Annotated in this window: 18 protein-coding genes; 4 read left to right on the top strand and 14 right to left on the bottom strand. The window is 68.1% G+C overall.

The annotated features are described in order from the left end of the window. Nucleotides 1-14: 14 nt before the first annotated feature. From KEG57_RS35290 to KEG57_RS35275, 4 genes are all read left to right on the top strand, one after another. Nucleotides 15-1,331 carry a hypothetical protein gene (locus tag KEG57_RS35290; RefSeq protein ID WP_272459237.1) on the top strand — a complete coding sequence of 439 codons (1,317 nt, stop codon included), beginning with the start codon at nucleotides 15-17 and terminating at the stop codon, nucleotides 1,329-1,331. A gap of 323 nt (nucleotides 1,332-1,654) precedes the next feature. Next, nucleotides 1,655-2,530: a hypothetical protein gene (locus tag KEG57_RS35285; RefSeq protein ID WP_272459236.1), complete on the top strand. Its 876-nt coding sequence runs from the start codon at nucleotides 1,655-1,657 to the stop codon at nucleotides 2,528-2,530. Between the two features lie 631 nt (nucleotides 2,531-3,161). Beyond that, entirely contained in the window at nucleotides 3,162-3,563 is a 402-nt protein-coding gene (locus KEG57_RS35280; protein WP_272459235.1) for a helix-turn-helix domain-containing protein, read from the top strand. A gap of 204 nt (nucleotides 3,564-3,767) precedes the next feature. Then, the gene (locus KEG57_RS35275; protein WP_272459234.1) at nucleotides 3,768-5,096 is read left to right on the top strand and encodes a tyrosine-type recombinase/integrase; all 1,329 of its coding nucleotides are present in this window, start codon (nucleotides 3,768-3,770) and stop codon (nucleotides 5,094-5,096) included. 101 nt (nucleotides 5,097-5,197) lie between these two features. Here the strand turns inward: KEG57_RS35275 and ftsZ are convergent, their stop codons facing one another. From ftsZ to mraZ, 14 genes are all read right to left on the bottom strand, one after another. Next, a complete protein-coding gene (gene ftsZ, locus KEG57_RS35270) occupies nucleotides 5,198-6,523 on the bottom strand; it encodes a cell division protein FtsZ (protein ID WP_272424988.1) in 1,326 nt (441 codons plus the stop codon). A 165-nt stretch (nucleotides 6,524-6,688) separates the two neighbouring features. Then, the gene (gene ftsA / locus KEG57_RS35265; RefSeq protein WP_272424987.1) at nucleotides 6,689-8,008 is read right to left on the bottom strand and encodes a cell division protein FtsA; all 1,320 of its coding nucleotides are present in this window, start codon (nucleotides 8,006-8,008) and stop codon (nucleotides 6,689-6,691) included. 151 nt (nucleotides 8,009-8,159) lie between these two features. After that, nucleotides 8,160-9,137, bottom strand: coding sequence for a cell division protein FtsQ/DivIB (locus tag KEG57_RS35260; protein ID WP_272424986.1), 978 nt, complete (start codon nucleotides 9,135-9,137; stop codon nucleotides 8,160-8,162). Then, complete coding sequence (gene murC, locus KEG57_RS35255; protein ID WP_276074167.1) at nucleotides 9,134-10,558, bottom strand: UDP-N-acetylmuramate--L-alanine ligase; 1,425 nt, start codon at nucleotides 10,556-10,558, stop codon at nucleotides 9,134-9,136. The genes KEG57_RS35260 and murC overlap by 4 nt, the downstream gene beginning before the upstream one ends. Further along, the gene (gene murG, locus KEG57_RS35250) at nucleotides 10,555-11,679 is read right to left on the bottom strand and encodes an undecaprenyldiphospho-muramoylpentapeptide beta-N-acetylglucosaminyltransferase (RefSeq protein WP_272424985.1); all 1,125 of its coding nucleotides are present in this window, start codon (nucleotides 11,677-11,679) and stop codon (nucleotides 10,555-10,557) included. The genes murC and murG overlap by 4 nt, the downstream gene beginning before the upstream one ends. Continuing rightward, entirely contained in the window at nucleotides 11,676-13,058 is a 1,383-nt protein-coding gene (ftsW, locus tag KEG57_RS35245) for a putative lipid II flippase FtsW (protein WP_272424984.1), read from the bottom strand. The genes murG and ftsW overlap by 4 nt, the downstream gene beginning before the upstream one ends. Further along, entirely contained in the window at nucleotides 13,055-14,416 is a 1,362-nt protein-coding gene (gene murD / locus KEG57_RS35240; protein WP_272459233.1) for a UDP-N-acetylmuramoyl-L-alanine--D-glutamate ligase, read from the bottom strand. Before murD ends, ftsW begins: the two co-directional genes overlap by 4 nt. A gap of 5 nt (nucleotides 14,417-14,421) precedes the next feature. Further along, nucleotides 14,422-15,552 carry a phospho-N-acetylmuramoyl-pentapeptide-transferase gene (gene mraY / locus KEG57_RS35235; protein WP_272424982.1) on the bottom strand — a complete coding sequence of 377 codons (1,131 nt, stop codon included), beginning with the start codon at nucleotides 15,550-15,552 and terminating at the stop codon, nucleotides 14,422-14,424. Further along, entirely contained in the window at nucleotides 15,549-17,009 is a 1,461-nt protein-coding gene (locus KEG57_RS35230; RefSeq protein WP_272424981.1) for a UDP-N-acetylmuramoyl-tripeptide--D-alanyl-D-alanine ligase, read from the bottom strand. Before KEG57_RS35230 ends, mraY begins: the two co-directional genes overlap by 4 nt. 1 nt (nucleotide 17,010) lies before the next feature. Further along, on the bottom strand, nucleotides 17,011-18,627 hold the full coding sequence (locus KEG57_RS35225; RefSeq protein WP_272424980.1) for a UDP-N-acetylmuramoyl-L-alanyl-D-glutamate--2,6-diaminopimelate ligase: 1,617 nt from the start codon (nucleotides 18,625-18,627) through the stop codon (nucleotides 17,011-17,013). Next, nucleotides 18,624-20,714 carry a PASTA domain-containing penicillin-binding protein gene (locus tag KEG57_RS35220; protein WP_272424979.1) on the bottom strand — a complete coding sequence of 697 codons (2,091 nt, stop codon included), beginning with the start codon at nucleotides 20,712-20,714 and terminating at the stop codon, nucleotides 18,624-18,626. Before KEG57_RS35220 ends, KEG57_RS35225 begins: the two co-directional genes overlap by 4 nt. Beyond that, nucleotides 20,711-21,097: a cell division protein FtsL gene (locus KEG57_RS35215; RefSeq protein ID WP_272424978.1), complete on the bottom strand. Its 387-nt coding sequence runs from the start codon at nucleotides 21,095-21,097 to the stop codon at nucleotides 20,711-20,713. The genes KEG57_RS35220 and KEG57_RS35215 overlap by 4 nt, the downstream gene beginning before the upstream one ends. Further along, nucleotides 21,094-22,053 (bottom strand): 16S rRNA (cytosine(1402)-N(4))-methyltransferase RsmH, encoded by a 960-nt coding sequence (rsmH, locus tag KEG57_RS35210; protein ID WP_276074163.1) that lies wholly within the window; start codon nucleotides 22,051-22,053, stop codon nucleotides 21,094-21,096. Before rsmH ends, KEG57_RS35215 begins: the two co-directional genes overlap by 4 nt. Beyond that, complete coding sequence (mraZ, locus tag KEG57_RS35205; RefSeq protein WP_272425002.1) at nucleotides 22,050-22,502, bottom strand: division/cell wall cluster transcriptional repressor MraZ; 453 nt, start codon at nucleotides 22,500-22,502, stop codon at nucleotides 22,050-22,052. Before mraZ ends, rsmH begins: the two co-directional genes overlap by 4 nt. Between the last annotated feature and the right edge of the window lie 470 nt (nucleotides 22,503-22,972).

Below are 22,972 nucleotides of genomic sequence, written 5' to 3'. Positions count from 1 at the left end.
TCTACAGTCATTCCATGTTGTCGGGACGTCTGGCGCTGGTTGTTCTCGCGGCTGGTCTGGGGCTCGCCGTACCCGCGTGGGCCGACGACGCGAGTACGGCGCAGGGCGGGGATCCTGCGAAGATCGCCATTGCCGCGGACGAGATACGCTTCGCCGAGTATGCGTCACGCGGCGATAATGCGAGGGCCGCGGGGAAGATCGGCGAAGCCGTGATCGCCTATTCGGAGGCTCTTGCGATCCGCTCCGATCCCCTCATTGCCGGTCGTCTCGGGGTGTTGCTCGTGAAGCTGGGGCGATACGCGCAAGCGGCCGATTTGCTCCACACTGCCGTCAATCGTGATTGGAGCGCTACCCCCGCAGAGCGAGAGAAGTTTAACGGCGCATATGGCATCGCGCGCGATGCGGTGTGCATGGTCGACGTGCAGGTGAGCCACGCACCGGAGACGACGACGATCGACGGGAAGCCGTGGAATCGAGCGCGGATGAACGCATTTTTTGTCTTCCTGCCTCCTGGCGAGCATGAAATCCGCGCGACCCTGACCGGCTATCGGGATGGGCGCGCGGTGTTCACGGCGTGCAAGGGCGGGAGCATGGACGTCCCGGTCACCTTGACGCCGCTACCTCCCGAGCCTTCGATCGAGCCCATCCCCGCGCCCAAGCCCCTACCGGAGCCAGCGGGGATCCCCAGGCCCCCCGGTCTCCCCGAGGTACGCCTAGAGTCGCTGGGGGATCCCAGTCTAGGCATTGCTGGGGCGGTAGCGGTCGTGGACGGGAAGCCCTTGCCTAAGCAGGAGGATCCGTATGCGTACGACGATCCTCCGGGGGATGGGAAGAAGTCAGGGGTGAGAGGATCGATCGGCGCTGGGCCGGTCATGGTGCTGGGGGTGGCGTCGTGGGCTCCGGCCGTGGGCGCGGTGCTCTCCGGACGCATTCGACTACACAGCTACTTCTCGGTTGATGCCCAGATGCGTAGCGCTTGGTCGACAGCAAACATAGGTGGCGAGCCGATTCATGCAATGACCGCTGGGGCATTAGCTGGACTATGCGGCCATTGGCGGTGGGCGTGGGTATGCGCTGCCGGGCATATTGGTTTCATGAAGATTGATTTTCAGCGCGACCCATTCCGCGAAGCATCACAAGTCCTATTTCGTCCAGGCTTTGGCGGACTCGCAGGAATCGACATCCCTCTTGTGGGGCCGCTGGCCTTGCGGGTAGCGGTCGACGGGCTGGCGCTATCGAAGGCTACTCGCATCATCGTCGGTCAAAAGGTGCTTGTAGAGCAACCGGCGGTGATGCTGGCGGGGACTGTTTCGGCTGTGTGGAACCTGTAGCATAGGGAAGTGCTGTGAAGCGCAAAGCGAATCTATTTTTAGTTGCCTCTGTCCCATTGGCTATTGCGGTGGTTATGGGCGGTCTTGTCGAGGGGTGCTCCGTAACAGAGAACGTTTTCGGGGAATGTATCCCCGATCCCCTATTCCCTACCGAAGCGTGCCCGGATGCCGGTCCAGACGTCGACGCCGGCCCGGACGCCGATCCACAAGCTGCCTGCGAGGCGCAAGGCGGCGAATGCGTCGAGATCCCCAACGATTCCGCGACCCCGGCAGGTTTCTGGAGCCCGGTACCGTGGGCCGTCTGGATCGGCCCGGCCCAAGACATGCCGAAGGGGTGCCCCTTCGTTGGGGGCGAGCAGTTCAAGCTTTACGCCGGCCTCACGGCTCCCCCCATGCAGTGCGACCCCTGCGAATGCCAAGAAGCGACGGGGCAATGCAGCGGCGTCCCGGGGGAGATCACGATCGGGGCTGGCATGTGCGGCGCGGTGGGGGCGCCGTCGCTCCCTTTTGACGGCGCGGGGGGGTGGGATGGGACCTGCACGGACGCGAACGCGCTACCCGCTGGGGTGCAGTGTCCCCCGGGGAGCGGCATCCCGTGCGCGCAGTCGATCTCGTTCTCGGCGCTTCCCCCACCGGTAAACGAGAAGTGCGACGTCAAGCCGTCGCCCATCATCAAGGCGGGCGGGTCGAGGATCACGCAATGGGAGACGGGCGCGCTCGCCTGTCGGTCGAGCCTCGATACGTCGCTCTGTGGCTCGGGGGATCAGCTCTGCGTCCCCAAGGTGCTCTACCCCTACCGTCAATGTATCTGGCAGAAAGGGAAGCATACGAAGTGCCCCAAGCCCTACAATTGGGAGCTTCCCCGGACCATGTACCCGTTTCAGCCCAAGGAATCGCGCGAATGCACGGCATGCACGTGCGGCGTGCCGCAAGGTGGATACTGCGCTGCGACGCTGCGCCTATTCGATGATGCGGCCTGTTCATCGCAATTTCTGGAACAGCCCATTTACTCGGTCATGGGTGACTGCAACCCGCTCATTCCTCTTGGCCGCGCCGTTGGGGCAAAGGCCATCACGGATCACGCCTACATCAAGGGCACATGCGAGGCCGGCGGGGGGGAGCCCATCGGTGAGGCGGTCGAGGATGACGAGAACGCCGTGACCATTTGTTGTCGAGAATCGTACATATTTGGGGAGTGACGCGCGTAAGCGCTTGATTTCGCTGAGGTCTGCCAACAGATGAGCACGATAGGACAATTGATGTCCTATCGTCGCCTCACTGGAATCGTGCAGCGAAGCTCGGATAGGACATTTAGTGTCCTATCTGTGCCGTGTTTCTGCCCTGTTTTCCCTTGCCGCGATGCCCGGCCGTTCGGGACGATGGGCGCATGGCTCCGCGGTCCCTGCAATCGAATTGGGGCGTCACGGTCGAGGCTCGCTTTGGGTTGATGCCTCGCCACCCTTCCGCGCCCGACGACGCCGACGACACGCCCGGGGACCACCGGGGACGGCGAACCCGGGCGAAGCCAAAGGGCGTAATGCGGTTGGATGCCGCCGCGCTTGTCCTTGGAATCCCGACGCACGATACCTCTTGGCGGCGGCGCGTCATGCGGCGTATCCGCGCTGCGGAGCGTGCCACGGGCGCAGCGATCCTCATTCCCCAGAAGGGGCGCACGGGTTGCCTTGTGCGAATGGAGGGCCTGCTTGAACTCACGCCCTTTACCGCGGCGATCATGCAGCGTCAGGACGACATGGAGGAGCGGCTCCGTACCGTGGAGCGAGAGCTAGCGGATGCTTTGCGGCTCCTCCGGAGTCAATCGAGGTAGGGGACGTGGCTACCCATGAATTGCCCCCCGAGGTGATCGCGGCGCTCGCCACGTTGCTCCGCTATGCCGGAAGCATCATGCGCGAGGCCATCGAGGCGAACCCCGGCGGGAATGGCGGCGGCTTCTACGACGCGAAAACCGCGCCCATGGGCCGGACGGCATTTCTGCGCCTCGCGCGGGAAGGAGCGTTCAAGGCGACAAAGATCGGGCGCAAGGTGCTGGCTCGCAAAGACGAGGTGGACGCGTGGATCGAATCTCGCGCGACGATTGCCCCGCACCGCTCGGCGCGCGAGGCGCATACCTCCGACGGATATGGAGACGCGCTCGCATTGCACGAGGCGAACCGAGCGACGAACGATAACCCTCCGCCGCGACGAGCAAAGCCCGCAGGAAAGGCGCGCCGATGAGGCACCCGGCCTCTTCCTTGACGTGGGGGCGTTCCTCTGGTAGGGGGTATGACAAGGCGGGCCCCCATGCATGATGGAGACATGCACGGGAGCCCTAAGCCAAACCCCGAGCAAAGCGAGGTTTGACCTATGAATAGGGTAGCATCCGTCTATTTGGCGTCCAACTTCTGCGCGCCCCGGGCGCCCTGGATCGGAGCGTGATCCATGGGACGAGCGCGCAAGGGCACGTGGAAGCGATCGGGCGATCACTTCCTGGTCTACGTCACCCTTCCACAGTCGGCCGTGCCGGGCGTGAAGGATCGCCGTCTGCCCGGCATCACAGTCCGGAAGGGGGTCAACGGTCGGCCCCCCACCGAAGCCGATCTCGACAAGCTGGCCAAGCTCTACACGGACCGTCCAGACCTCGCGCTGGCTCGCCTGGCGGAGGAAGGACGCTTGCCCGATTGGGTGCCGATCGAGCTGGTCCCCCGTGACGCTCTGCTCCGCGGAGCGACGGCGAACCCCACCGCGGCGAGCGCGGCGGGATCGTTGCTCGAAACGGTCGCGAGCTACGGGGAGCGCTGGCTTGCGTGGCGAGACAAGCAAGGGCACGGCTCGATCGCTTGCTACACGTCGGGCCTCAAGTGCCACGTGTTCCCCGTCAAGACCGACGATGGGACGACGACGATCGGGGAGAAGCCGATCGCAGCGTTGACGCGTGATGACGTCAAGCGCGTCGCGGCGTACTTCCGGAACGAGGCAGCGGCCGATCGGATCTCGGCCAACACTGCCACGCGCTACTTCTCCTACTTCCGCGCGATGCTCGCCGCTGCATCGGATGAGGATGGCGATCCGGATCTCTACGTTCGGCCGGACAATCCCGCGCTTGGCGTGAAGGGTCCGCCGACGCCGAAGAAACAAACGCGAGCGTGCTTCTACCCCGATGAGTTCTTGCGCTTCGTCTCGTGCGAGGCGATCCCGCTGAACGCTCGCCGGCTCGTCGCGCTCGCGGTGTTCCTCATGTGTCGCCTCGGGGAGCTCGGGCGGCTCCGATGCGAGGACATCGATCTCGCTCACGAGACGATCACGATCCGGCGATCGTTCGATCGTCCGCGCAAGCGGGAGAAGACTCCCAAGAACGGGCGCGCAAGATCGTTTGGGCTCGAAACAAACGTGATTCCGCTGCTCGCCGCGATGATCGAGGAAGCAGGCGGGAGCGGGCTCTTGTGTCCCGTGAACGTCTACAAGGTGGCAGACAAGTTCTGCGGCTACCTCGACCGCGCGGGCCTCACGCGCGCAGAGCTACGCGAGCGGAGTCGCACGCACGTGCCCTTGACCATGCACGGGCTACGGGCTACGGGCGCGACGTGGGCGGCACGGTCGGGACGCTACGGGGCGATCGAGCTTCGCCGGATCCTCGGGCACCAGAAGCAGGAGACCACGGACGTCTACTTCGACGAGGCCCAGCTCATGGGGCGGAACGTGGGCGAGGTGTTCCCCCCGCTGCCTGCTTCCCTACTGAAACGTTCCGGGAAACGTGCGAGCGGGAGGTAACTTCGCGGAATCCTTAGTGTCCGATTCCTGGGGCAGAGGAAGGCCCGACGATTCTCCGCGTCGCGGAGAATCGGCTCAGGGCCGACCGGAGCCCCCCACCATCACTGACCGCGGCGCTGGAAGGCCGGCGTGTCCCAGTCCGCGTCGAGCGGCGGGACGAAGGTCGCGCGCTCGCGCGAAGGCGTGCCCGAGGCGCCCGACGACAGCGAGGCCGGGGCCGGCTGCTGGGCCGGCGCACCGCGACCGCCGCGCACCGTGTAGGCCGGCTCCTCGCGCTGCGGCTGCGGCATGCTGCGCTGCGGCGCCGAGAGCGGCGGCGGGTTCGAACGCGACCCACCGCCCGTGAGGGCGCTCGTCAGCGCGTTCGTGAGCGACGGCGCCGTCGAGATCGGCATCGCCTGCGGCGTCCGCGCGCCCGGCATCATCGCGCCCGCGGTGTGCTGCGCGGCGTCGGAGACGTTCATGTCGAAGCCCGTCGCGATGACGGTGACCTTGATCATGTCGCCCATCGTCTCGTCGATGGTCGCGCCGAAGATGATGTTCGCGTCCTCGTGCGCCTGCTCCTGCACGAGCGTCGCGGCCTCCTCGATCTCGCGCATGCGCATGTCGGGGCCGCCGACGACGTTGATGAGCACGCCCATCGCGCCCTCGACCGAGATGTCGTCGAGCAGCGGCGAGGTGATGGCCATCTCGGCGGCGAGGCGCGCGCGGCCCTGGCCCTTCGCGCAGCCCGTGCCCATGAGCGCGCGGCCCATGTTGCTCATGACCGTCTTCACGTCGGCGAAGTCGACGTTGACGATGCCGTTCTGCGTGATGAGGTCGCTGATGCCCTTGATCGCCTGGTAGAGGACCTCGTCGGCTTTGCGGAAGGCGTCCACGAAGGAGAGCTCCTCGTCACCGAGCGTCAGGAGCTTCTGGTTCGGGATCGTGATGAGCGTGTCGACGTGCTCGGAGAGCATGGCGAGACCGAGCTCGGCGCGACGCGCCCGCTGCTTGCCCTCGAAGAAGAAGGGCTTCGTCACGACGCCGACGGTGAGGCAACCTTCCTCGCGGGCGAGCTGCGCGATCACCGGCGCCGCGCCCGTGCCCGTGCCGCCGCCCATGCCGGCGGTCACGAAGACCATGTCGGCGCCCTGGATGAGCTCCTTCAGGCGTTGCACGTCCTCGAGCGCCGCCTTGCGGCCCTTCTCGGGATCGGCGCCCGCGCCGAGGCCACGGGTGACGTTCGAGCCGATGTGCACCTTGATCGGCGCGATGCTCGCCGACAGCGCCTGGGCGTCGGTGTTCACGACCTGGAACTCGACCCCTTCGAGGCCGAAGTTGATCATCGTGTTGACGGCATTGCCGCCCGACCCGCCACAGCCGATCACCTTGATCCGGGCGTCGTAACCCGCGTGCTCGTCGGCAAACTCGATAGAGAAACTCATGAAACGCCTCCCGGGATTTCTTTCCGGCCGCTCGGGGCCAAGGGAGCCTCGCCTGCTCCCAAGGGCGACTTCGTGGGGTGCCTCTCCCCCATGAAACCGCCTATCAATCTGTAACGCTTTCCGTATCTCGACTTCGTTTTACGAAATTTACCCTCGTGCGTCAGCTCAGAAAGCTGCGCGCAACCAATTCCAGAACCGGCCGCCTTGACGTTTTTCGGCGACGGGCTCCTCGATGAGCTGACTTCGATCGGGCCTCGAAGGCGCCGTCACGCGCGGCGCCGTCTGGCGCGGCGGCGGCTGCGACTCCACGACGACGCGCGGCTCGCGCGCCTCGCGAAGCTGGTTCGCTCCGTAGTGGAGCAGACCCACGCCGGTAGCATATTGCGGGCCCGCGACGAGCTGCGTGATTCCACGCATCCCGACCGGTACGCCGAGACGAACCGGCATACCCAGGATCTCCTCGGCGAATTCGCTCATGCCTTCCATGAGCACCGCGCCGCCCGTGAGAACCGCGCCCGCCGCGAGCTGATCGAGCAGGCCCGCGTCCTCGATGCGTTTGCGGATCACCGCAAAAATCTCCTCGATCCGCGGCTCGATGATGTCCGAAAGCACCCGGCGCGGAACTTTGCGCGGCGGATGGCCGCCGACGCCCGGAACCTCGACCTCCTCGTCGTCCGCCACCATACGACCGAGCGCGCAGCCGAAATTGCGCTTCAACCGCTCCGCCTCGGCCATCGGCGTACGCAGGCCCGCCGCGAGATCCGCCGTCACGTTATTCCCGCCGGCAGGGATCACGCTCGCATGCGCGATTCCGCCGTCCACGTAAATCAGCAAATCCGTCGTACCGCCGCCGATATCGATCACGGCGACGCCGATCTCTTTTTCGTCCTCGGAGAGAACCGCTTCCGCGCTCGCGAGCGGCTCGAGGACCACATCGGCCACGGTCAATCCGCAGCGCTCGGCGCAACGGACCACGTTTTGCACGCAGGACGTGGCGGCCGTGATGAGGTTCACCTTCACGCCGAGGCGAACGCCGCTCATTCCCACGGGATCACGAATACCGTCCTGGTTGTCGACCGTGAACTCGCGCGGCAAGGCATGCAGGATCTGCCGATCGGCGTCGATCGGAATGGCACGCGCGCCTTCGAGGACGCGGCCCACGTCGACGTCGGTCACCTCGCCGCCGCCCACCGCGACCACGCCGTCCGAAGACTGGCCGCGGATGTGGTTGCCGGCGACGCCTGCATACACCGTGCGAATCTCGACGCCGGCCATCGTCTGCGCCGCCTCGATGGCCTCGGCGATCGACCGGACCGTCCAGTCGATGTTCGCCACGATGCCTTTGCGCAGCCCGCGGCACGGGACGTTGCCCACGCCGAGGATGGTGATCCCATCGGCGTCGACCTCGCCGACGACGGCAGACACCTTCGTCGTCCCGATGTCGAGACCGACGACAATCTCGCTCTGCTCCATCCTGCTCTTCATTCGCATCCACCCGATACGGAGGCCGTGCGCCTCGCGAAGCAGGGCGACGCTGACATGGCGAGCGGAGGCTGGCCAAATTTCGAGAACGACGGGGTTCGGGGCGCAGGGCGCCGAAGGCGATCCGAAGCCCCGATCGTAGGACGACACCGGTTCATCGCATCCTCACGACGACGCGCTCGGGGTGCGCCTCGTTGTCCAGGAAGATCACCGCGGGATTCGCCTTGCGCTTTCCGAGCTCCATCAAGACGCGCGCGGCCTGCTCGATCTTCTCGCGAAACCGCGTCTGGCCCAGGTAAAGCGAGATCGCGTCCTTGCCAATCGTCATCACGATCGTGCCGTCGCGCTCGAGGTGGACCTCCTGGATCGGGTAGCGCTTGCTGATGCCGGCCCGATCCATGTCCTCGACCACATCGAGGGCGCGACGCAGCGCGTTGACCACGCCGGGCCGGTCCGCGGCGACCTTTTCGGGCGTGATGCCCGTGACGACGGGCAGGTCGATCGGATCGCCGTCGGCGACGCGCTTGAACGGGTCGCCGTCGCGCGTGACGAGGTACAGCTCGCCGCCGATCGTGGCCACGGCCCAGGCTTCGCGCTCGACGACCGTGATGCGCACGGTTGAGGGGAGCGTGCGCGTCACCTGGGCTTTTTCGACCCAGGGCTCGGTGGTGATGGACGCGCTCGCCGTCTCGAGGTCGAGCTCGAAGATGTTGCGACCCACGGTGACGCCGCCCGTGCCGGCGACCTGCTCGGCCGGCAAGCGGCGGTTTCCATCGACGAGCACCGTGCGGATCGCAAAGCGCGGGCTCGTCATGATGTACCGGCGCGCGCCCCAGGCGACCGCGATCGAGGCCGAGAGGACCACCATCACGCCGAGCAGGAGCGACAGCGCGCGCGGGAGCTTCGGCCGCGGGAGCGTGAGGCGCGGCTTCGCCTTGGGCTTCGGCGGGCGGATCGTGCTCGTCGTGGCCCCGGGCGGCGGCGGCGAGTCGTGCTCGGGGTTTGGGGCGGAGGACGCCGAAGGCGATCCGGAGCCCCAAATGTGGACCGCCTCCGGATCCTTTGGAGCAGCAACGACTGGCGGCGTGGAAGGCTTTTTCAGCCTTCGGTTCGGGGGAAGCGTGTCGCTCATGGACCACCCTCCCGGCTCGCCGGCGGAGGCTCGGTGACGCCATCGAGCCGCGCGCGCAGGCCCTTCAACATGTTGTTGATGTCGCCCGCGCCGAGGGCGATCACGACGTCGCCGGGGCGCACGACCTTCGCCAGAACCTCGGGCAAATCAGCCTTGTTCGGCACGTACGTGGCGTCGTGATGGCCGTGCTCGCGGATCGACTGCACGAGCCGCTCGGCGCTCACGCCGGGCAGCGGCGCCTCGCCCGCGGCGTAAATGTCCGTGACGAAGAGGACGTCCGCGAGGTTGAAGGCGCGCGTAAAATCTTCGAAGAGATCCTTCGTGCGCGTGTAGCGGTGCGGCTGGAAGGCCACGACGATCCGGTGCGCATCGTCGGGGTAGGCGCGGCGCGCGGCCTCGATCGTCGCGCGGATCTCGGCCGGATGATGGCCGTAGTCGTCGACGAGCGTGACGCCTTGATGCACGCCGACGACCGTGAAGCGACGCGCGACGCCGCCGAACGTGGCGAGGGCTTGTTTCGTGACGTCGAGCGGGACTTCCAGCTCATCGGCGACGGCGATCGTCGCGAGGCAGTTCAGCACGTTGTGCGCGCCGGGCATCTTCACGGTAAAGCCGCCGAGGGGCTGGCCGCGGCGATACGCGTTGAAGCTCGTTTCCAGGCCGCGGAACTGGATGCCACGCGCGCAGTAGTCCGCGTGCGGCGACACGCCGTAGGTGACGTGGCGGCGCGGGATGCGCGGCAGGATGTCCTGCACGTGGGGGTGATCGAGGCAGAGCACGGCGAGGCCGTAGAAGGGCACGCGCGCGGCGAACTCGATGAAGGCGTCCTTGATCTTCTCGTGCGTGCCGTAGTGATCGAGGTGCTCGGGGTCGATGTTCGTGACCACGGCGATCGTGGGCGTCAGGCGCAGGAACGAGCCGTCGCTCTCGTCGGCCTCGGCGACGAGCAGATCGCCGGCGCCGAGGCGCGCGTTCGAGCCAAGCGCGGCCATCTTGCCGCCAACGACGACCGTGGGATCGAGGCCCGCGTGGCGCAGCACCGTGGCGACGAGCGAGGTCGTCGTGGTTTTTCCGTGCGAACCCGCGATGGCCACGCCGTACTTCACGCGCATCAGCTCGGCGAGCATCTCGGCGCGGCCGATGACGGGGATGCCGAGGGCGCGGGCCTCGACGAGCTCGGGGTTTTCCGGGCGGATCGCGCTCGAATACACGACGACGTCGACGCCGCGCACGTTCTCGGCGCGGTGGCCGATGTCGATGCGCACGCCGAGCGAGGCGAGGCGCTGCGTGGTACCGCCGCTCTTCACGTCGGAGCCGGAGACGTCGAACTCGAGCGAGCGGAGGATCTCCGCGAGGCCGCTCATGCCAACGCCGCCGATGCCCACGAAGTGGATGTGCCGGACGCGCCCGCGGAACATCATGCCGTCCTTCCCCGGGCTTTCTCCCGGTGTTTCGATTCCCGCAAACGCGCGAGCTCGAGCAGATCTGCCGCCACGGCCTTCGCCGCGTCGGGCGCCCCGATCTCGGCCGCGGCGCGCGCCATGGAAACGCGTCGTTCGGGCGACTCCGCGAGCCTCCGGATCTCGTCCGCGACCCGATCGGCCGTGGCCTCGGACTGCGGCAGCGCCACGGCCGCGCCGCGCTTCTCCAGCGAACGCGCGTTCTTGAGCTGATGATCGTCGGCCGCGAACGGATACGGGACGAGGATCGCGGGACGGCCGACGGCGCAGAGCTCGGCGAGCGTGGAGGCGCCGGCACGAGCGATCACGAGGTCGGCCGAGGCGAGCGCGCGGGCCATGTCGTCGATGAACGGGACGACCTCGGCGGTCCCGGACAAACCGAGCGATTCGTAGAGCGCACGGGCCTCGACCTCGCGCTCGCGGCCGGTTTGATGAAGGACGCGCAGGCCCGGGACCTGGCTTCCGATCTGGGAAATCGCACGCGGCACCGTCTCGTTCAGGGCCTTCGCGCCCTGGCTGCCGCCGAGAACGAGGATCGAGAGTTTGTCCTTCTGGACCTCGTACGGCGCGGGGGCGAAGGCCTTGCGGAGCGGCACGCCGAGACGGCGCACGATGCTCGGGCGGAAGAAACGATCGACCTCGGGAAACGTGGTGTACGCACGGACGGCGAACGGCGCGAGCAGGCGGTTCGACAGGCCCATCACGCTGTTCGGTTCGAGCACGGTGACGGCGACGCCGAGCGTGCGCGCGGCGAAGCAGACGGGGCCGCCCGCGTATCCGCCGACCGAGAGGACGGCCGAAGGACCGAGGCGGCGGACGAGATCCCGCGCCGCGGGGATCGAGGCCGCGGCGTGCTGCGCGCCCTTCAAGAACCCGGACAAACCACCACCACGAAGAGGCAGGATGTCGAGCAGCTCGAGCTCGCCGCCCTGCTCGGGCACGACGCGCGCTTCGAGGCCGCGAGCGGTGCCGACGTAGACGACACGCGCGGAAGGGTCGGCGGCGCGGACGGCTTCGCCCACCGCGAGCATCGGGAAGACGTGGCCGCCGGTGCCGCCGCCTGCGAGAAGAAGGGTCGTCACGCGCTCACTCCCTCCGCGGCGCCTTCCTGGGCCTCCGTCGCGATGAGGACCGACGCGCTCGGCGCGCCCTCGCTCGTGCGCACGGGCGCGGGTTTGTCTTGCGGAACTTCGTTCGTCCGCGGACGGCTGATGCTGAGCAGGATGCCCGCGCCGGCGGCGTTCACGAGCAGCGACGAGCCGCCGTAGCTCATGAACGGCAGCGTGAGACCCTTCGTCGGCAGGATGGCCATGGCGACGGCGAGGTTCACGAGCGCCTGCACGCCGAAGAGCGTGGCGATGCCGAAGGCCATGAAGCTGCCGTAGTCGTCGTGCGCCTCGAGGGCGATCTTCACGCCGCGCGAGACGATGACGAGGTAGGCGCTGACGAGGCCGAGGATGCCGAGGAAGCCGAGCTCCTCGCCGATGATCGCGCTGATGAAGTCCGTGTGCGCCTCGGGCAGGTAGAGCACCTGCAGGCCCTTGCCGAGCCCGAGCCCGGTCCAGCCGCCCGAGCCGAAGCTCATGACGGACTGGAACGGCTGATAGGCGAGGTCCTGGCGGTGGTTGTCCATGTCGATGAACGCCAGGTAGCGCCGGTAGCGGTAGTCGCTGAACGCGACGAGCGCGGCGGCGCCCATGCCGAGCAGGGCCGTGAACGCCGCGATGTACGGCAGGCGCGCTCCTGCCACGAAGAGCAGCGTGAACGTGAGGAACAGGAGCACGACGGCGCTGCCGAAGTCGGGCTGCTTCAAGAGCAGCATGATGAGGAAGCCGACGACGATCAGGTGCGGCAAGAAGCCGATCGAGAAGCTTTTGATCTTTTCGGCCTTCTTCGACAGCGAGTACGCGAGCCAGAGGACGATGCCGAGCTTGGCGGTCTCTGCTGGCTGGATGTGCACGGGGCCGATCGCGATCCAGCGGTAGGCGTTGCCCGCCTTGTGGCCGAGGCCGAGGATCGTCAGGCCCAGCATGAGCGTGACCGCGACGAGGATCGGGTACGTGAAGGGCTTGAGCTTGCGGTAGTCGAAGCGGCTCACGAGCCACATCGTCGAGAGCGCGACGAGCGCGTAGATGCCCTGGCGCTTCAGGAAGAACTGCGCGTCGTGGTACTTCACGGTCGCTTCGATCGCGCTCGCGCTGTAGACCATGACGACGCCGAACCCGACGAGCGCGATCACCACGGCCGCGAGCACCGAGTCGACGGGGCCGGCCTTGCTGGAACGCAAAAGCGCGGTGACGCCGCTGCCGGCGCTCTCCTTGCGCGGCGCGCGGGGTTCGTTCTTCGGCGCGGGCGGCGGCGGATCACTCGGCGGAAGGAGGCGGTTCCTCGGCGGAGGCGCGCTCGAATGGCGGCGCTCGCCGACGACGTTGTTGCCCGAGAGGACGGCGCTGCTGCTCACGACCGAACCTCCAGCATGGACTGGACCGCCTGGGCAAATTGATCGCCGCGATCCTTGTAGTCGCGGAACATGTCGAAGCTCGCGCAGGCCGGGCTGAGCAGGACGGCATCGCCGGCCTCGGCCAGGCGGCGCGCGATCTGCACGGCCTCGGCCATGGATCCGGCGCGCTCGATAGGGAGCACGCCCTTGGCGGCCGCGGCGATACGATCGGCCGCCTCACCGATGAGCACGAGGGCGCGGCCCTTGTCGCGGAGCGCATCGACGAGCGGCTCGTACGCGCCGAGTTTGTCCTTGCCGCCCGCGATGAGGACGGCCTTGTCCTCGGAGAGACCACGCAGCGCGGCAACCGAGGCGCCGACGTTCGTGCCCTTCGAGTCGTCGTAGTAACGCACGCCGTCGATCTCGCCGACGAGCACGGTGCGATGGCCGAGGCCGCGGAAGTTGCGGACGGCACGCGCGAGCCACGAGTCGGCGCTGTCGTCGAATGGGACGTCGAACCCGGCCACGACGCCGAGCGCCGCGCAGGCGTTCTCGATGTTGTGTTTGCCGGCGATCTGGAGCGCGCCCCGCGGGAAGCTGTGCCACGCGTCGCGATGCACGATCGAGCCGCCGACGGGGCGCACGGTGGCCGCCTCGTCGGTCGCGCTGAACGTGACCACACGTGCGCCGCCACGCGCCGCCTGCCTCGCGCAGAGCGCGTCGCCGTGCGGGATCACGGCCGTGTCTTGCGGCCCCATCGTGACGAAGGGATTTCCCTTGGCGTCGGCGTACGCCTCGAAGCTCGGGTACCTGTCGAGGTGATCGTCCGTGATGTTGAGCAGCGCGTGCGCGCGTGCATGCAACGTGGGCACGCGCTCGGCCTGGAAGCTTGAAATCTCGAGGACGATCGCGTCGAACGACTGCCCCACGACCTCCGCGAGCGGCGTGCCGAAGTTGCCGCCGATGAACGTCTTTTTCCCGGCCGATTCGAGCATCGCGTGCACGAGCGCCGTCGTCGTGCTCTTGCCGTTCGTCCCGCCGATCAGCGCGATCGGCGTCCCCACGAAAAACCGCGCCGCGAGCTCCAGCTCGCCGATGACCTCGCCGCCCGCCCTCTCGAACGCTTCGAGCGCGGGGAACGAGGGCACGCCGGGCGAGATCACGACGAGGTCGATCCCATCGAAGATCGAGGCCGGATGCCCGCCCGCGACGAGCGTCGCGCCCGCGGCTTCGAGCGCGAGCGCCTCCTTGGACAAACGCTCGCGCGCAGTCGCGTCGGTCGCCGTGACACGCGCGCCCTTGTCGAGGCAAAGCCGCGCCGCAGCGACGCCGCTGCGGCCGAGCCCGATGGTGAGAATCCTTTGACCTCCAAGATCCATGGGCTTCACCGGAGCTTCATGGACGCCAGCGAGACCAGCGCCAGGAGGATGGAGATGATCCAGAAGCGAACGATGATCTTGGGCTCCGCCCACCCCTTCTTCTCGTAGTGGTGGTGGATCGGCGCCATCAAGAACACGCGCTTGCCCGTGAGCTTGAACGAGGTCACCTGCGCGATGACGCTGATCGTCTCGACGAAGAAGACGCCGCCGAGCAGGACGCTCAAGAGCTCGTTCTTCGTGAAGATCGCCAGCATGCCGAGGCCCCCGCCGAGGGCCAGCGATCCCACGTCGCCCATGAAGACCTGGGCTGGGTAGGTGTTGTACCAAAGGAACCCGATGCCCGCGCCGATGACCGAGCCGCAGTAGACGCTGAGCTCGCCGGCGGAGGCGATCTTCGGGATGTCGAGGTAGTTCGCTAGTGAGAAGTTCGCGATGGTCGCGCCCGCGACGTACGACCAGATGAGGTACGTGCCCGCGTTGATCATCACGGGGCCGATCGCGAGGCCGTCGAGGCCGTCGGTGAGGTTCACGGCGTTCGACCAGGCCACGACGACGAAGACCGCGAACGGGACGTAGAACCAGACCGGCAGATCGATCGAGTGCTTCGAAAAGGCCGCGAACGGGAGCGCGAGCCGCGTCTTGATCTCGGCCCAGTCGGCCGGAAGCTTGGAGGTGAAAAGAAACGTGTACGAGATGGCCGAGCCGCCGATGAGGACCTGGCCGATCAGCTTGTACCGTCCGGGCAAACCGCCCGTGTTCTTGCGCTTGATCTTGAGGTAGTCGTCGAGGTAGCCGATGACGCCGTAGCCCGCCGTCACCGCGGTCGTCGCGAGGACGAAGGGGTTGCGCAGGTCGGCCCAGAGCGCGGTCGGCAGGAGCAGCGAGAGCAGGATCAGCGCGCCGCCCATGGTCGGCGTGCCCGCCTTGACCTTGTGCGTCTCGGGGCCCTCCTTGCGGACGACCTGCCCGATCTGCTTGCGCCGGAGCTCGCGGATGAACCACGGCGCCAGCACGAACGTGAGGATCATGGCGGTGATCGTCGCCATGATGGTCCGGAACGGGATGTACCGGAGGACGTTCAGCCAGGAGAGCGAGCTGTAATGAAACTTGAGCGGGTAGAAGAGCTCGTAGATCACGACGGAACCTCCGCGAGGGCACGCACGATTCGCTCGGTCCCGACGCCGCGCGAACCCTTCACGAGGACCAGATCCCCAGGCTGAACCGCGAGCGCGACGGCCGGGGCCGCGTCAGCGCTCGTCTCGAAGAACCTCGCAGGAACACCTGCTTCCGCAGCGCGATCGGCGATCCGACGCGCATCGCCATTGACCGCGAAGACGAGCGCCGCGCCGCTCGCCGCCGCGACGCGGCCGACGTCGTCGTGTCCGCGCGGCGACTCGTGGCCGAGCTCGTACATCGCGCCGAGCACGAGCACGAGCCTGCGACCCGCGTCACGCGCGAGCTCGGCCGCCGTGCGGATCGACGCGGAGGACGAAGCAGGATTCGCGTTGTAGCTGTCGTCGATCACGATGACGTCGCGGGCGAGGAGGCGCGGAACCAGGCGACCGCCGCCGCCGCCCACGTCCGCGAGGGAGAACGCTTCCTCGGCGATCAGCGACGTCACGTGCTCCCCCGTGAGGGCCTCCGCAGCCGCCACGGCCGCGGCGCATGCATAGGCGCCGGCCTCGCCGATGAGCGGGGTCCGGAACCAGAACGACGAGCCGTCCGGGCGCGCGAGCGTGACGCGCGACGAGGAAAAACCGTCCGGCCGACGCTCGACGATCCGCAGATCGAGCCCGTCTCCCGTGCCGTAACGGACACGGCGCGTCGCGGGCGAACTTGCCATCTCCGCTGCGACACGCGCGTCGTCGCCGTTGCCGATCGCGACGCCGCTCTCCGAGAGCGCGCGAAAGAGCGCTCCTTTCTCGTGCGCGACGCCCTCGATCGAGCCGCACCCCTCGACGTGCGCAGCCGCGACGAGCGTCACGATCGCGACGTCCGGCTGGGCCATCGCCGCGAGGGACGCGATCTCGCCGGGCTTGTTCATGCCCATCTCGACGACCGCGTACTTGTGCTGCCTGTCGAGCCCGAACAGCACCATCGGCACGCCGACCTGGTTGTTCAAGTTGCCCCGCGTCGCGTGCACGGCCTCCGGGAAGAGGCGTTCGAGGAGTGCAGCCGTCGCCGAACGCGTCGTGGTTTTACCCGCCGAACCCGTGATCGCGACGATCTTGCGGTCGCCCTTCCCGCGCGCGCGCCACGCGTCGACGTGGGCCCGCGCGAGCGCGCCGAGCGCGTCGATCGTCGAGCGAACGCGAAACATGGTCAGGCCCGGGACGTCGTCGACGGGCCGCTCCACGAGCGCCGCGCGTGCGCCTTTTTCCGCGGCCTCTGCGAGGTAGTCGTGCCCGTCGAAGCTCTCGCCCTTGAGGGCCACGAAGAGCCCGCCGGGCACGATCGTGCGCGTGTCGGTCGAGACGCCTTGCACCGAGCCGAGCAGGAAGAGGCTGCGGCCGTAGAGGACGTCGCCTTGCACGATCTGGATCAGATCGAGGGCCTGGAAAAAGGCATGATTCGTGGGGATGGGCGTGCCCATGTCAGGCCCCTCCCCGCGCCGCGCGACGCAGCCCGAGCGCGCGCTCGGCCTCGACCCGATCGTCGAACGGCAGCGTGACCGCGCCAATGATCTGGTAGGGCTCGTGCCCCTTGCCCGCGACGAGCACGACGTCGCCCGGCGCCGCATCGAGCACCGCATGCTCGATGGCCTTCGCGCGATCGAGCTCGACGCGCACCGTGGCCTTCCCGCCCGCGAGCCCCGGCAGGATCGCGTCCGCGATGGCGCGCGGATCCTCGCTGCGCGGGTTGTCGTTCGTGACGATCGCGACGTCCGCGCCACGCGCCACGGCCTCGCCCATGAGCGGGCGTTTCTTCGGATCCCGATCGCCGCCGCAGCCGAAAACGCAGTGCACGCGACCCTGCCCGAACGCGCGCACGCTCTGGAGAACCCGATCGAGCGCGTCCGGCGTGTGCGCGTAGTCGACGAGGACGATGACGTCGTCCCGCGTCGGATCGTCGCAACGCTCGAGCCGCCCCGGCACGCGGATCGTCCCCGAGAGGACACGCGCCGCGGCGTGGAGGTCGATCTCCAGAAGCCAGCAGATCGCCACGGTCGCGAGCAGGTTCTGCACGTTGTGCGCGCCGACGAGCGGCGACCGGATCGAGAGCTGCCCCGCGGGCGTCCGCGCCACGAGCCAGATGCCCGACGACGTGTGCTCCACCGAGACGGGCGCGATGTCGGCCTCGTCCGGCGAGATGCCGATCCGCGTGGAAAACCGCGCGATCGTCGACGACGACGGTCCTGCCAAACCACGCGGCGCGAGCCTCTTCACGAGCTCGGCACCGAACGGATCGTCGACGTTGATCGCCGCCGAGCCGGGTCCGAGGTCGACGAAGAGGCGCGCCTTCGCCTCGGCGTAGGCCTCCATCGTGCCGTGGTAGTCGAGGTGATCCTGCGTGAGGTTGAGGAACGCCGCGACGCGGAAGCGCACGGCCTCGACGCGACGCGCCGCGAGCGCGATGCTCGACACTTCCATCACGAGGTGCGAGGCGCCGCGCAGGTGCATCGCCGCGGCGATCCGCGCGAGCTCGTCGGCCTCGGGGCTCGTGTGCGTCGACGGCAGGTCGAGATCACCGAACCGATACCCGAGCGTGCCCACGATCCCCGGCCGCTGTCCCGCGGCCGCGAGGCACGCCTGCACGAGGTGCGTCGTCGTGGTCTTGCCGTTCGTCCCCGTAACGCCCACGACTTCCAGCGCGAACGTCGGGTGCCCGTACACGGCCGCCGACGCGTACGCGAGCGCGCTCGGCACGTCCACGACCTCGATCCGCGGCAGGCCGTTCGTCTCGACGCTCGCCCCCGACGCCGTGAGCACCGCGCTCGCGCCGCGTCCGATCGCGTCCACCACGAAGCGCTCGCCGCTCGTGTGCGCGCCCGACCGCGCGACGAAAAGGTCGCCCGGGGAGACACGCCGCGAGTCGTGATGCACGCCCGTGATGAAGACGCTCGGATCCCCGAAGGCGAGCTTTGCGCCCGGGATCTCGTTCACGAGATCGCCGAGCTTGCGGCCGAGCTTCGCCTGCTTGCAGGACGGCGGCGCGCCTTCGCTCGTCTCCCGCGGGTGGAGGAGCTCTTCGTTCGTCCTTTCGTTCGTCATGACGAGGGCTCGAAGAAAAGCTTCACCGTCGAACCTTTGGGCAGCACCGTCCCCGCGGGCGGCTCGGCCCGCGACAGGCGGCCCGTGCCGAACGCCGTGGGCGAAAGGCCCGCCGCGCTCGCCGCGCGGATCGCCTCGCGCACGGGTTGTCCCGTCAGATCCGGGACACGCGTCTCGCCGCTCTTCATCGGCGCCGACGGCGTCACGACGCCTGCCGTGATCGGAGCCACGGCCGCGCGCGCCTCCGTGAGGACCTGGTACGTACTCGTCGCCGGATCCCCGACCTTCGCTCGCTCCGAAACCTCGCTCAGCTTCATGGGCACACTGCCGCGAGGTGTGACACCGAGGTAACGCAGCGCCATCTCGCCGATGCGACGGAACACCGGCGCCGCGACCGAGCCACCGCCGTAGGTGCCGCCGAGCGGCTCGTCGAGCACCACCGAGATCACGAGACGCGGCTTGTCCGCCGGGACGAACCCGACGAACGAGGCGACATAGTGCGTGTCCGTATATCGCCCCGTCGCCGGGTCGATCTTCTGCGCCGTCCCGGTCTTCCCGGCGACACGAAAGCCTGGAATCGCGGCCTCGACGCCCGTGCCTTCGCCCTCGGTGACGGCGACGAGCATCTCCGACATCATCTTCGCGACCGTCGCCGACACGGCCTCGCGCCTGACGCGCGGCTGCGTCTCCGAGAGCATCGTGCCCCCGCCGTCCGTCACGCGCTTGATCAGCACGGGCTCGAGGAGTTTGCCCCCGTTCGCGATCGCGACCATCGCCATCGTGAGCTGCAGCGTGGTCACGCTGATGCCCTGACCGAACGAGGCCGCCGCCGTCTCGACCGAGACCCACGGCCTGCCGCGCGGCCGCAAGACACCCATGCTCTCGCCGGGGAACGGGATGCCCGTGGTGTCGCCGAAGCCGAACCGGCGGAAGCCCTCGTAGAGCCGCTGCTCGCCGAGGCCGAGCGCGATCTTCGACGTCCCGATGTTCGAGGACAAACTGAGGATCTGCGTGACGCTCAGAAACTTCGCCGGGTGCGTGTCGTGGATGACGACGTTGTCGATCGCCATGTTCCCCTCCTCGCAGTAGATCGAGGCGGTGGGGCTCACGCTGCGCGCGGCGAGCGCGGTGCCGATCGAGAAGATTTTGATCGTCGAGCCGGGCTCGAAGCGATCGACGACGCAGCGGTTCCTGCGCGCGTCGGGGTCGGCGACCGAGTAGTCGTTCGGGTTGTAGCCGGGCGCGCTCGCCATCGCGAGGATCTCGCCGCTCGACGGATCCGCCACGACGACCGCGCCGCCCGTGGCCTCGTACGTCTTCATCGCGGCCTCGAGCTCACGCTCGGCCGTGAACTGAATCCCCTTGTCGATCGTGAGGTAGACGTTGTGGCCCGCGAGCGCGGCCTCGTCCTCGATCCCCTCGGAGAAGATCAAACGACCCGAGCGATCACGCAGACCGCGCACCTCGGAGCTCTTGCCGCGCAACTCGTGATCGAGCGCGAGCTCGAGGCCCTCGCGCCCCTCGCCGTCCGGCGAGACGAACCCGATGAGCGGGCCGCCGAGCTCGCGGTTCGGGTAAAACCGATGGCCCTCGCCCTCGATCTGGAGGCCACGCAGCGGGTAGCGCTGGTTCTTCTCGCCGAGCGCGCGCACGGCCGCGACCTCGGCCTCCGAGACGCGGCGCTTCAGCCACACGAAGCGCCGGCGACGGCTGATCTTGTCGACGACCTCCTCCTGCGGGAGGTTCAAGGCCTGCGCGATGCGCTCGCCGTACTGCTGGATCCGCATCGGCAGGTAGCGGTCCTCGATGCCACGCAGAAGCTCGACCGCGTCGAGCGAGACGCTCGGCACCTCGACGCTCTCCGCGAGCGACGCGCCGTTGCGGTCGTAGATCGTGCCGCGCTTCGGCGTCACGTGCAGGCGCCGCTGACGCTGCCGCTCGGCGAGGTCGTACCAGTCCTGCCCGTCCTCGACCTGGATGCGGTGCGCGCCCGACACGATCACGCCGAGCCCGAGGCCCATCATCCCGCAGAGGATCCCCATGCGGATGCGGATCCAGCGCGCGCGCTTGGGATCGAGGTTTTTCACGGAGAACCTCCGGGCGCAGGGGCAGCGGGATCCGCGGCCGTCGCAGCCGGATCCGGCGCCGCGCCCTCCTGCGCCTGTTCGTCCTGGATCTTCACGACCCAGCGCACCGGGACGACGCGCTCCGGCGGCGGCGGCGTCATGCCGAGCAGCGTCCGCGCGACCATCTCGACGCGCTGCGGGGTCTCGTAGCTCGCCGCCTCCAGCGAGAGCACGCGCTTCACCTCGCGCAGGCGCCCTTGCTCGGCGCGCGCGCGGCCGAGCTTGTAGCCGAGATCCACGATCTTCCCGCGGAGGCCCAAGTGCACGACGAACGCCGCCACGCTCGCGACGACCGCGAGCGACCAGAGCGCGAGGAACGGCCGCTGCTTCATGCGCTCGTTCATGCGAACACCTCGTCCCCCGCGAGCGCGACGCGACGCGCCGCCCGGAGCTTCGCGCTCCTCGCGCGCGGGTTCCCCGCGACCTCCTCGTCCGACGCGACGAGCGGCTTCTTCCAGAGCTGCTCCCACACGCTCGCCTCGCGCAGCGCGTGCTTGACGATCCGGTCCTCCAGCGAGTGGAACGAGATCACCGCCACGATGCCGCCGATCTTGAGGACACGCGTCGCCGCGCGGATCAGCGCTTCCAGCTCGTCGAGCTCGCCGTTCACCGCGACGCGCAACGCCTGGAACGTCCGCGTCGCCGGATCGACCCCGCCCACGCGTGACGGCCCCACGGCTCGCACCACGGCGCGGCGAAGATCCAGCGTCGTCTTCAGTTCCCCGTTCGCCAGCGCTTGCTTGATGCAGCGCGCCACCCGGCGAGACCTTCGCTCCTCGCCGTAGTGGTAGATCACGTTCGCCAGCTCGTCGTCGTCGAGCCGCTCGATCAGCTCGAGCGCCGTCTCGCCCGTCGACGGATCCATCCGCATGTCGAGCGGACCTTCGGCGCGGAAGCTCATCCCGCGCGTCGCGTCATCGATCTGCATCGACGACACGCCCACGTCGGCGACGAGCCCGTCCACCGGACCCACGCCGAGTTTCGCGAGGTGGTCCTCCACGTCCGAGAACCGCCCGTGCACGAGCGTTACCCGATCGCCGAATGGAGCGAGCCGCTCCTTGGCCAGCGCGAGCGCTGTCTCGTCGCGATCGAGCCCGATGAGCCGGCAGCCTGGGGCTGCTTCGAGGATTGCCTCGGCGTGGCCGCCTGCGCCGAGGGTTGCGTCCACGTAGACGCCGCCTGTTTCGGGCGCGAGTGCCTCGACCACCTCGCGGCGGAGGACGGTCACGTGGGGCGCCTTTTGCGGCTCGGGGGGCGGGGGGGCCTTGTCTCGCATCGGCACGACGTTCACCACGTTCATAGGCGGAACTGCTCCGCGATCGCGGCCTTGAAGCTCGCGAGCTCGGCCTCGCTCATCGTCTGGGCGGCCTTCCACCGCTCCTTCGACCAGAGCTCGGCTGTCGCGCCCATCCCGGCCCACAGGACTTCCTTGTGCAGATCCGCGTGCTCGCGGAGCGACGGCGGCACGAGGATCCGTCCTTGTTTGTCGAGCTCGCACTCGACTGCGGCCGACAGGTATTTCCGGCGGAAGGCGACGACGTTTGGCTCGAACTGGGGGAGCGCCGCGATCTTGGCTTCGAGCTCCTCCCAGGCGCGCAGCGGGTAGCAGTGCAGGCAGGGGTCGAAGAGAGCGGGCGTCAGGATCAGCGCGATCTGCCCCTCGGGGGCTTCGAGCACGTCGCGAAAGCGCGCGGGCAGGCTGGTCCGCCCTTTCGCGTCGATCGCGTGCTCGAAATGACCGCGAAACATGGTTCCCACCGAGTCGGCTCCGCTCGTGCCCGCTGGCCGGACGAGACGCCCGCGCCGGAGGTACCCTCCGGGTCATGGGCATCTTTGCCACTTTCTCCCACGGGGCACCGCCACGCTACGGAGAGGGCCCTTGGGTGTCAACAGTTTGCATTTTTTGTGGAGTTTGGCGGATCCCAAGGAAGGTGGGAGTCCTCCCCTCTCCTACCTTTCCAGACCAACCCCGGACCCGACGAACCGGCCTGTCGGAGGCGAGATCCAGGCTCTGGTGGGAAGAGGTGGTGGGATCTGGATCGACCCGCGGGTGGTCACTGGACGATCCGGAACCGATGCGCCTCTGCACGAGTGCGCAGGTAGACCGATAACGATGGAAATGGCCAAAAAAGCGGCGCCGTTTGGCGAGACCGCTTTCCTTGGCTTTTGGTTGAGGAGGAAGGAAGTTCGCAGGCTTGCATCGACCGCATCGCGGTCGA

Source organism: Polyangium jinanense (genome assembly GCF_028435365.1).
This window is presented reverse-complemented; position numbering and strand designations above follow the sequence as displayed.

What these genes read in the sequence shown, in the direction of transcription:
- ftsZ (WP_272424988.1), bottom strand. Translation starts at nt 6,523, where the DNA reads ATGAGTTTCTCTATCGAGTTTGCCGACGAGCACGCGGGTTACGACGCC.
- murC (WP_276074167.1), bottom strand. Translation starts at nt 10,558, where the DNA reads ATGATGTTCCGCGGGCGCGTCCGGCACATCCACTTCGTGGGCATCGGC.
- murD (WP_272459233.1), bottom strand. Translation starts at nt 14,416, where the DNA reads ATGGATCTTGGAGGTCAAAGGATTCTCACCATCGGGCTCGGCCGCAGC.
- KEG57_RS35260 (WP_272424986.1), bottom strand. Translation starts at nt 9,137, where the DNA reads ATGAGCGACACGCTTCCCCCGAACCGAAGGCTGAAAAAGCCTTCCACG.
- KEG57_RS35290 (WP_272459237.1), top strand. Translation starts at nt 15, where the DNA reads ATGTTGTCGGGACGTCTGGCGCTGGTTGTTCTCGCGGCTGGTCTGGGG.
- rsmH (WP_276074163.1), bottom strand. Translation starts at nt 22,053, where the DNA reads ATGAACGTGGTGAACGTCGTGCCGATGCGAGACAAGGCCCCCCCGCCC.
- KEG57_RS35275 (WP_272459234.1), top strand. Translation starts at nt 3,768, where the DNA reads ATGGGACGAGCGCGCAAGGGCACGTGGAAGCGATCGGGCGATCACTTC.
- KEG57_RS35225 (WP_272424980.1), bottom strand. Translation starts at nt 18,627, where the DNA reads ATGACGAACGAAAGGACGAACGAAGAGCTCCTCCACCCGCGGGAGACG.
- KEG57_RS35285 (WP_272459236.1), top strand. Translation starts at nt 1,655, where the DNA reads ATGCCGAAGGGGTGCCCCTTCGTTGGGGGCGAGCAGTTCAAGCTTTAC.
- KEG57_RS35215 (WP_272424978.1), bottom strand. Translation starts at nt 21,097, where the DNA reads ATGAACGAGCGCATGAAGCAGCGGCCGTTCCTCGCGCTCTGGTCGCTC.
- mraZ (WP_272425002.1), bottom strand. Translation starts at nt 22,502, where the DNA reads ATGTTTCGCGGTCATTTCGAGCACGCGATCGACGCGAAAGGGCGGACC.
- ftsA (WP_272424987.1), bottom strand. Translation starts at nt 8,008, where the DNA reads ATGAAGAGCAGGATGGAGCAGAGCGAGATTGTCGTCGGTCTCGACATC.
- KEG57_RS35230 (WP_272424981.1), bottom strand. Translation starts at nt 17,009, where the DNA reads ATGGGCACGCCCATCCCCACGAATCATGCCTTTTTCCAGGCCCTCGAT.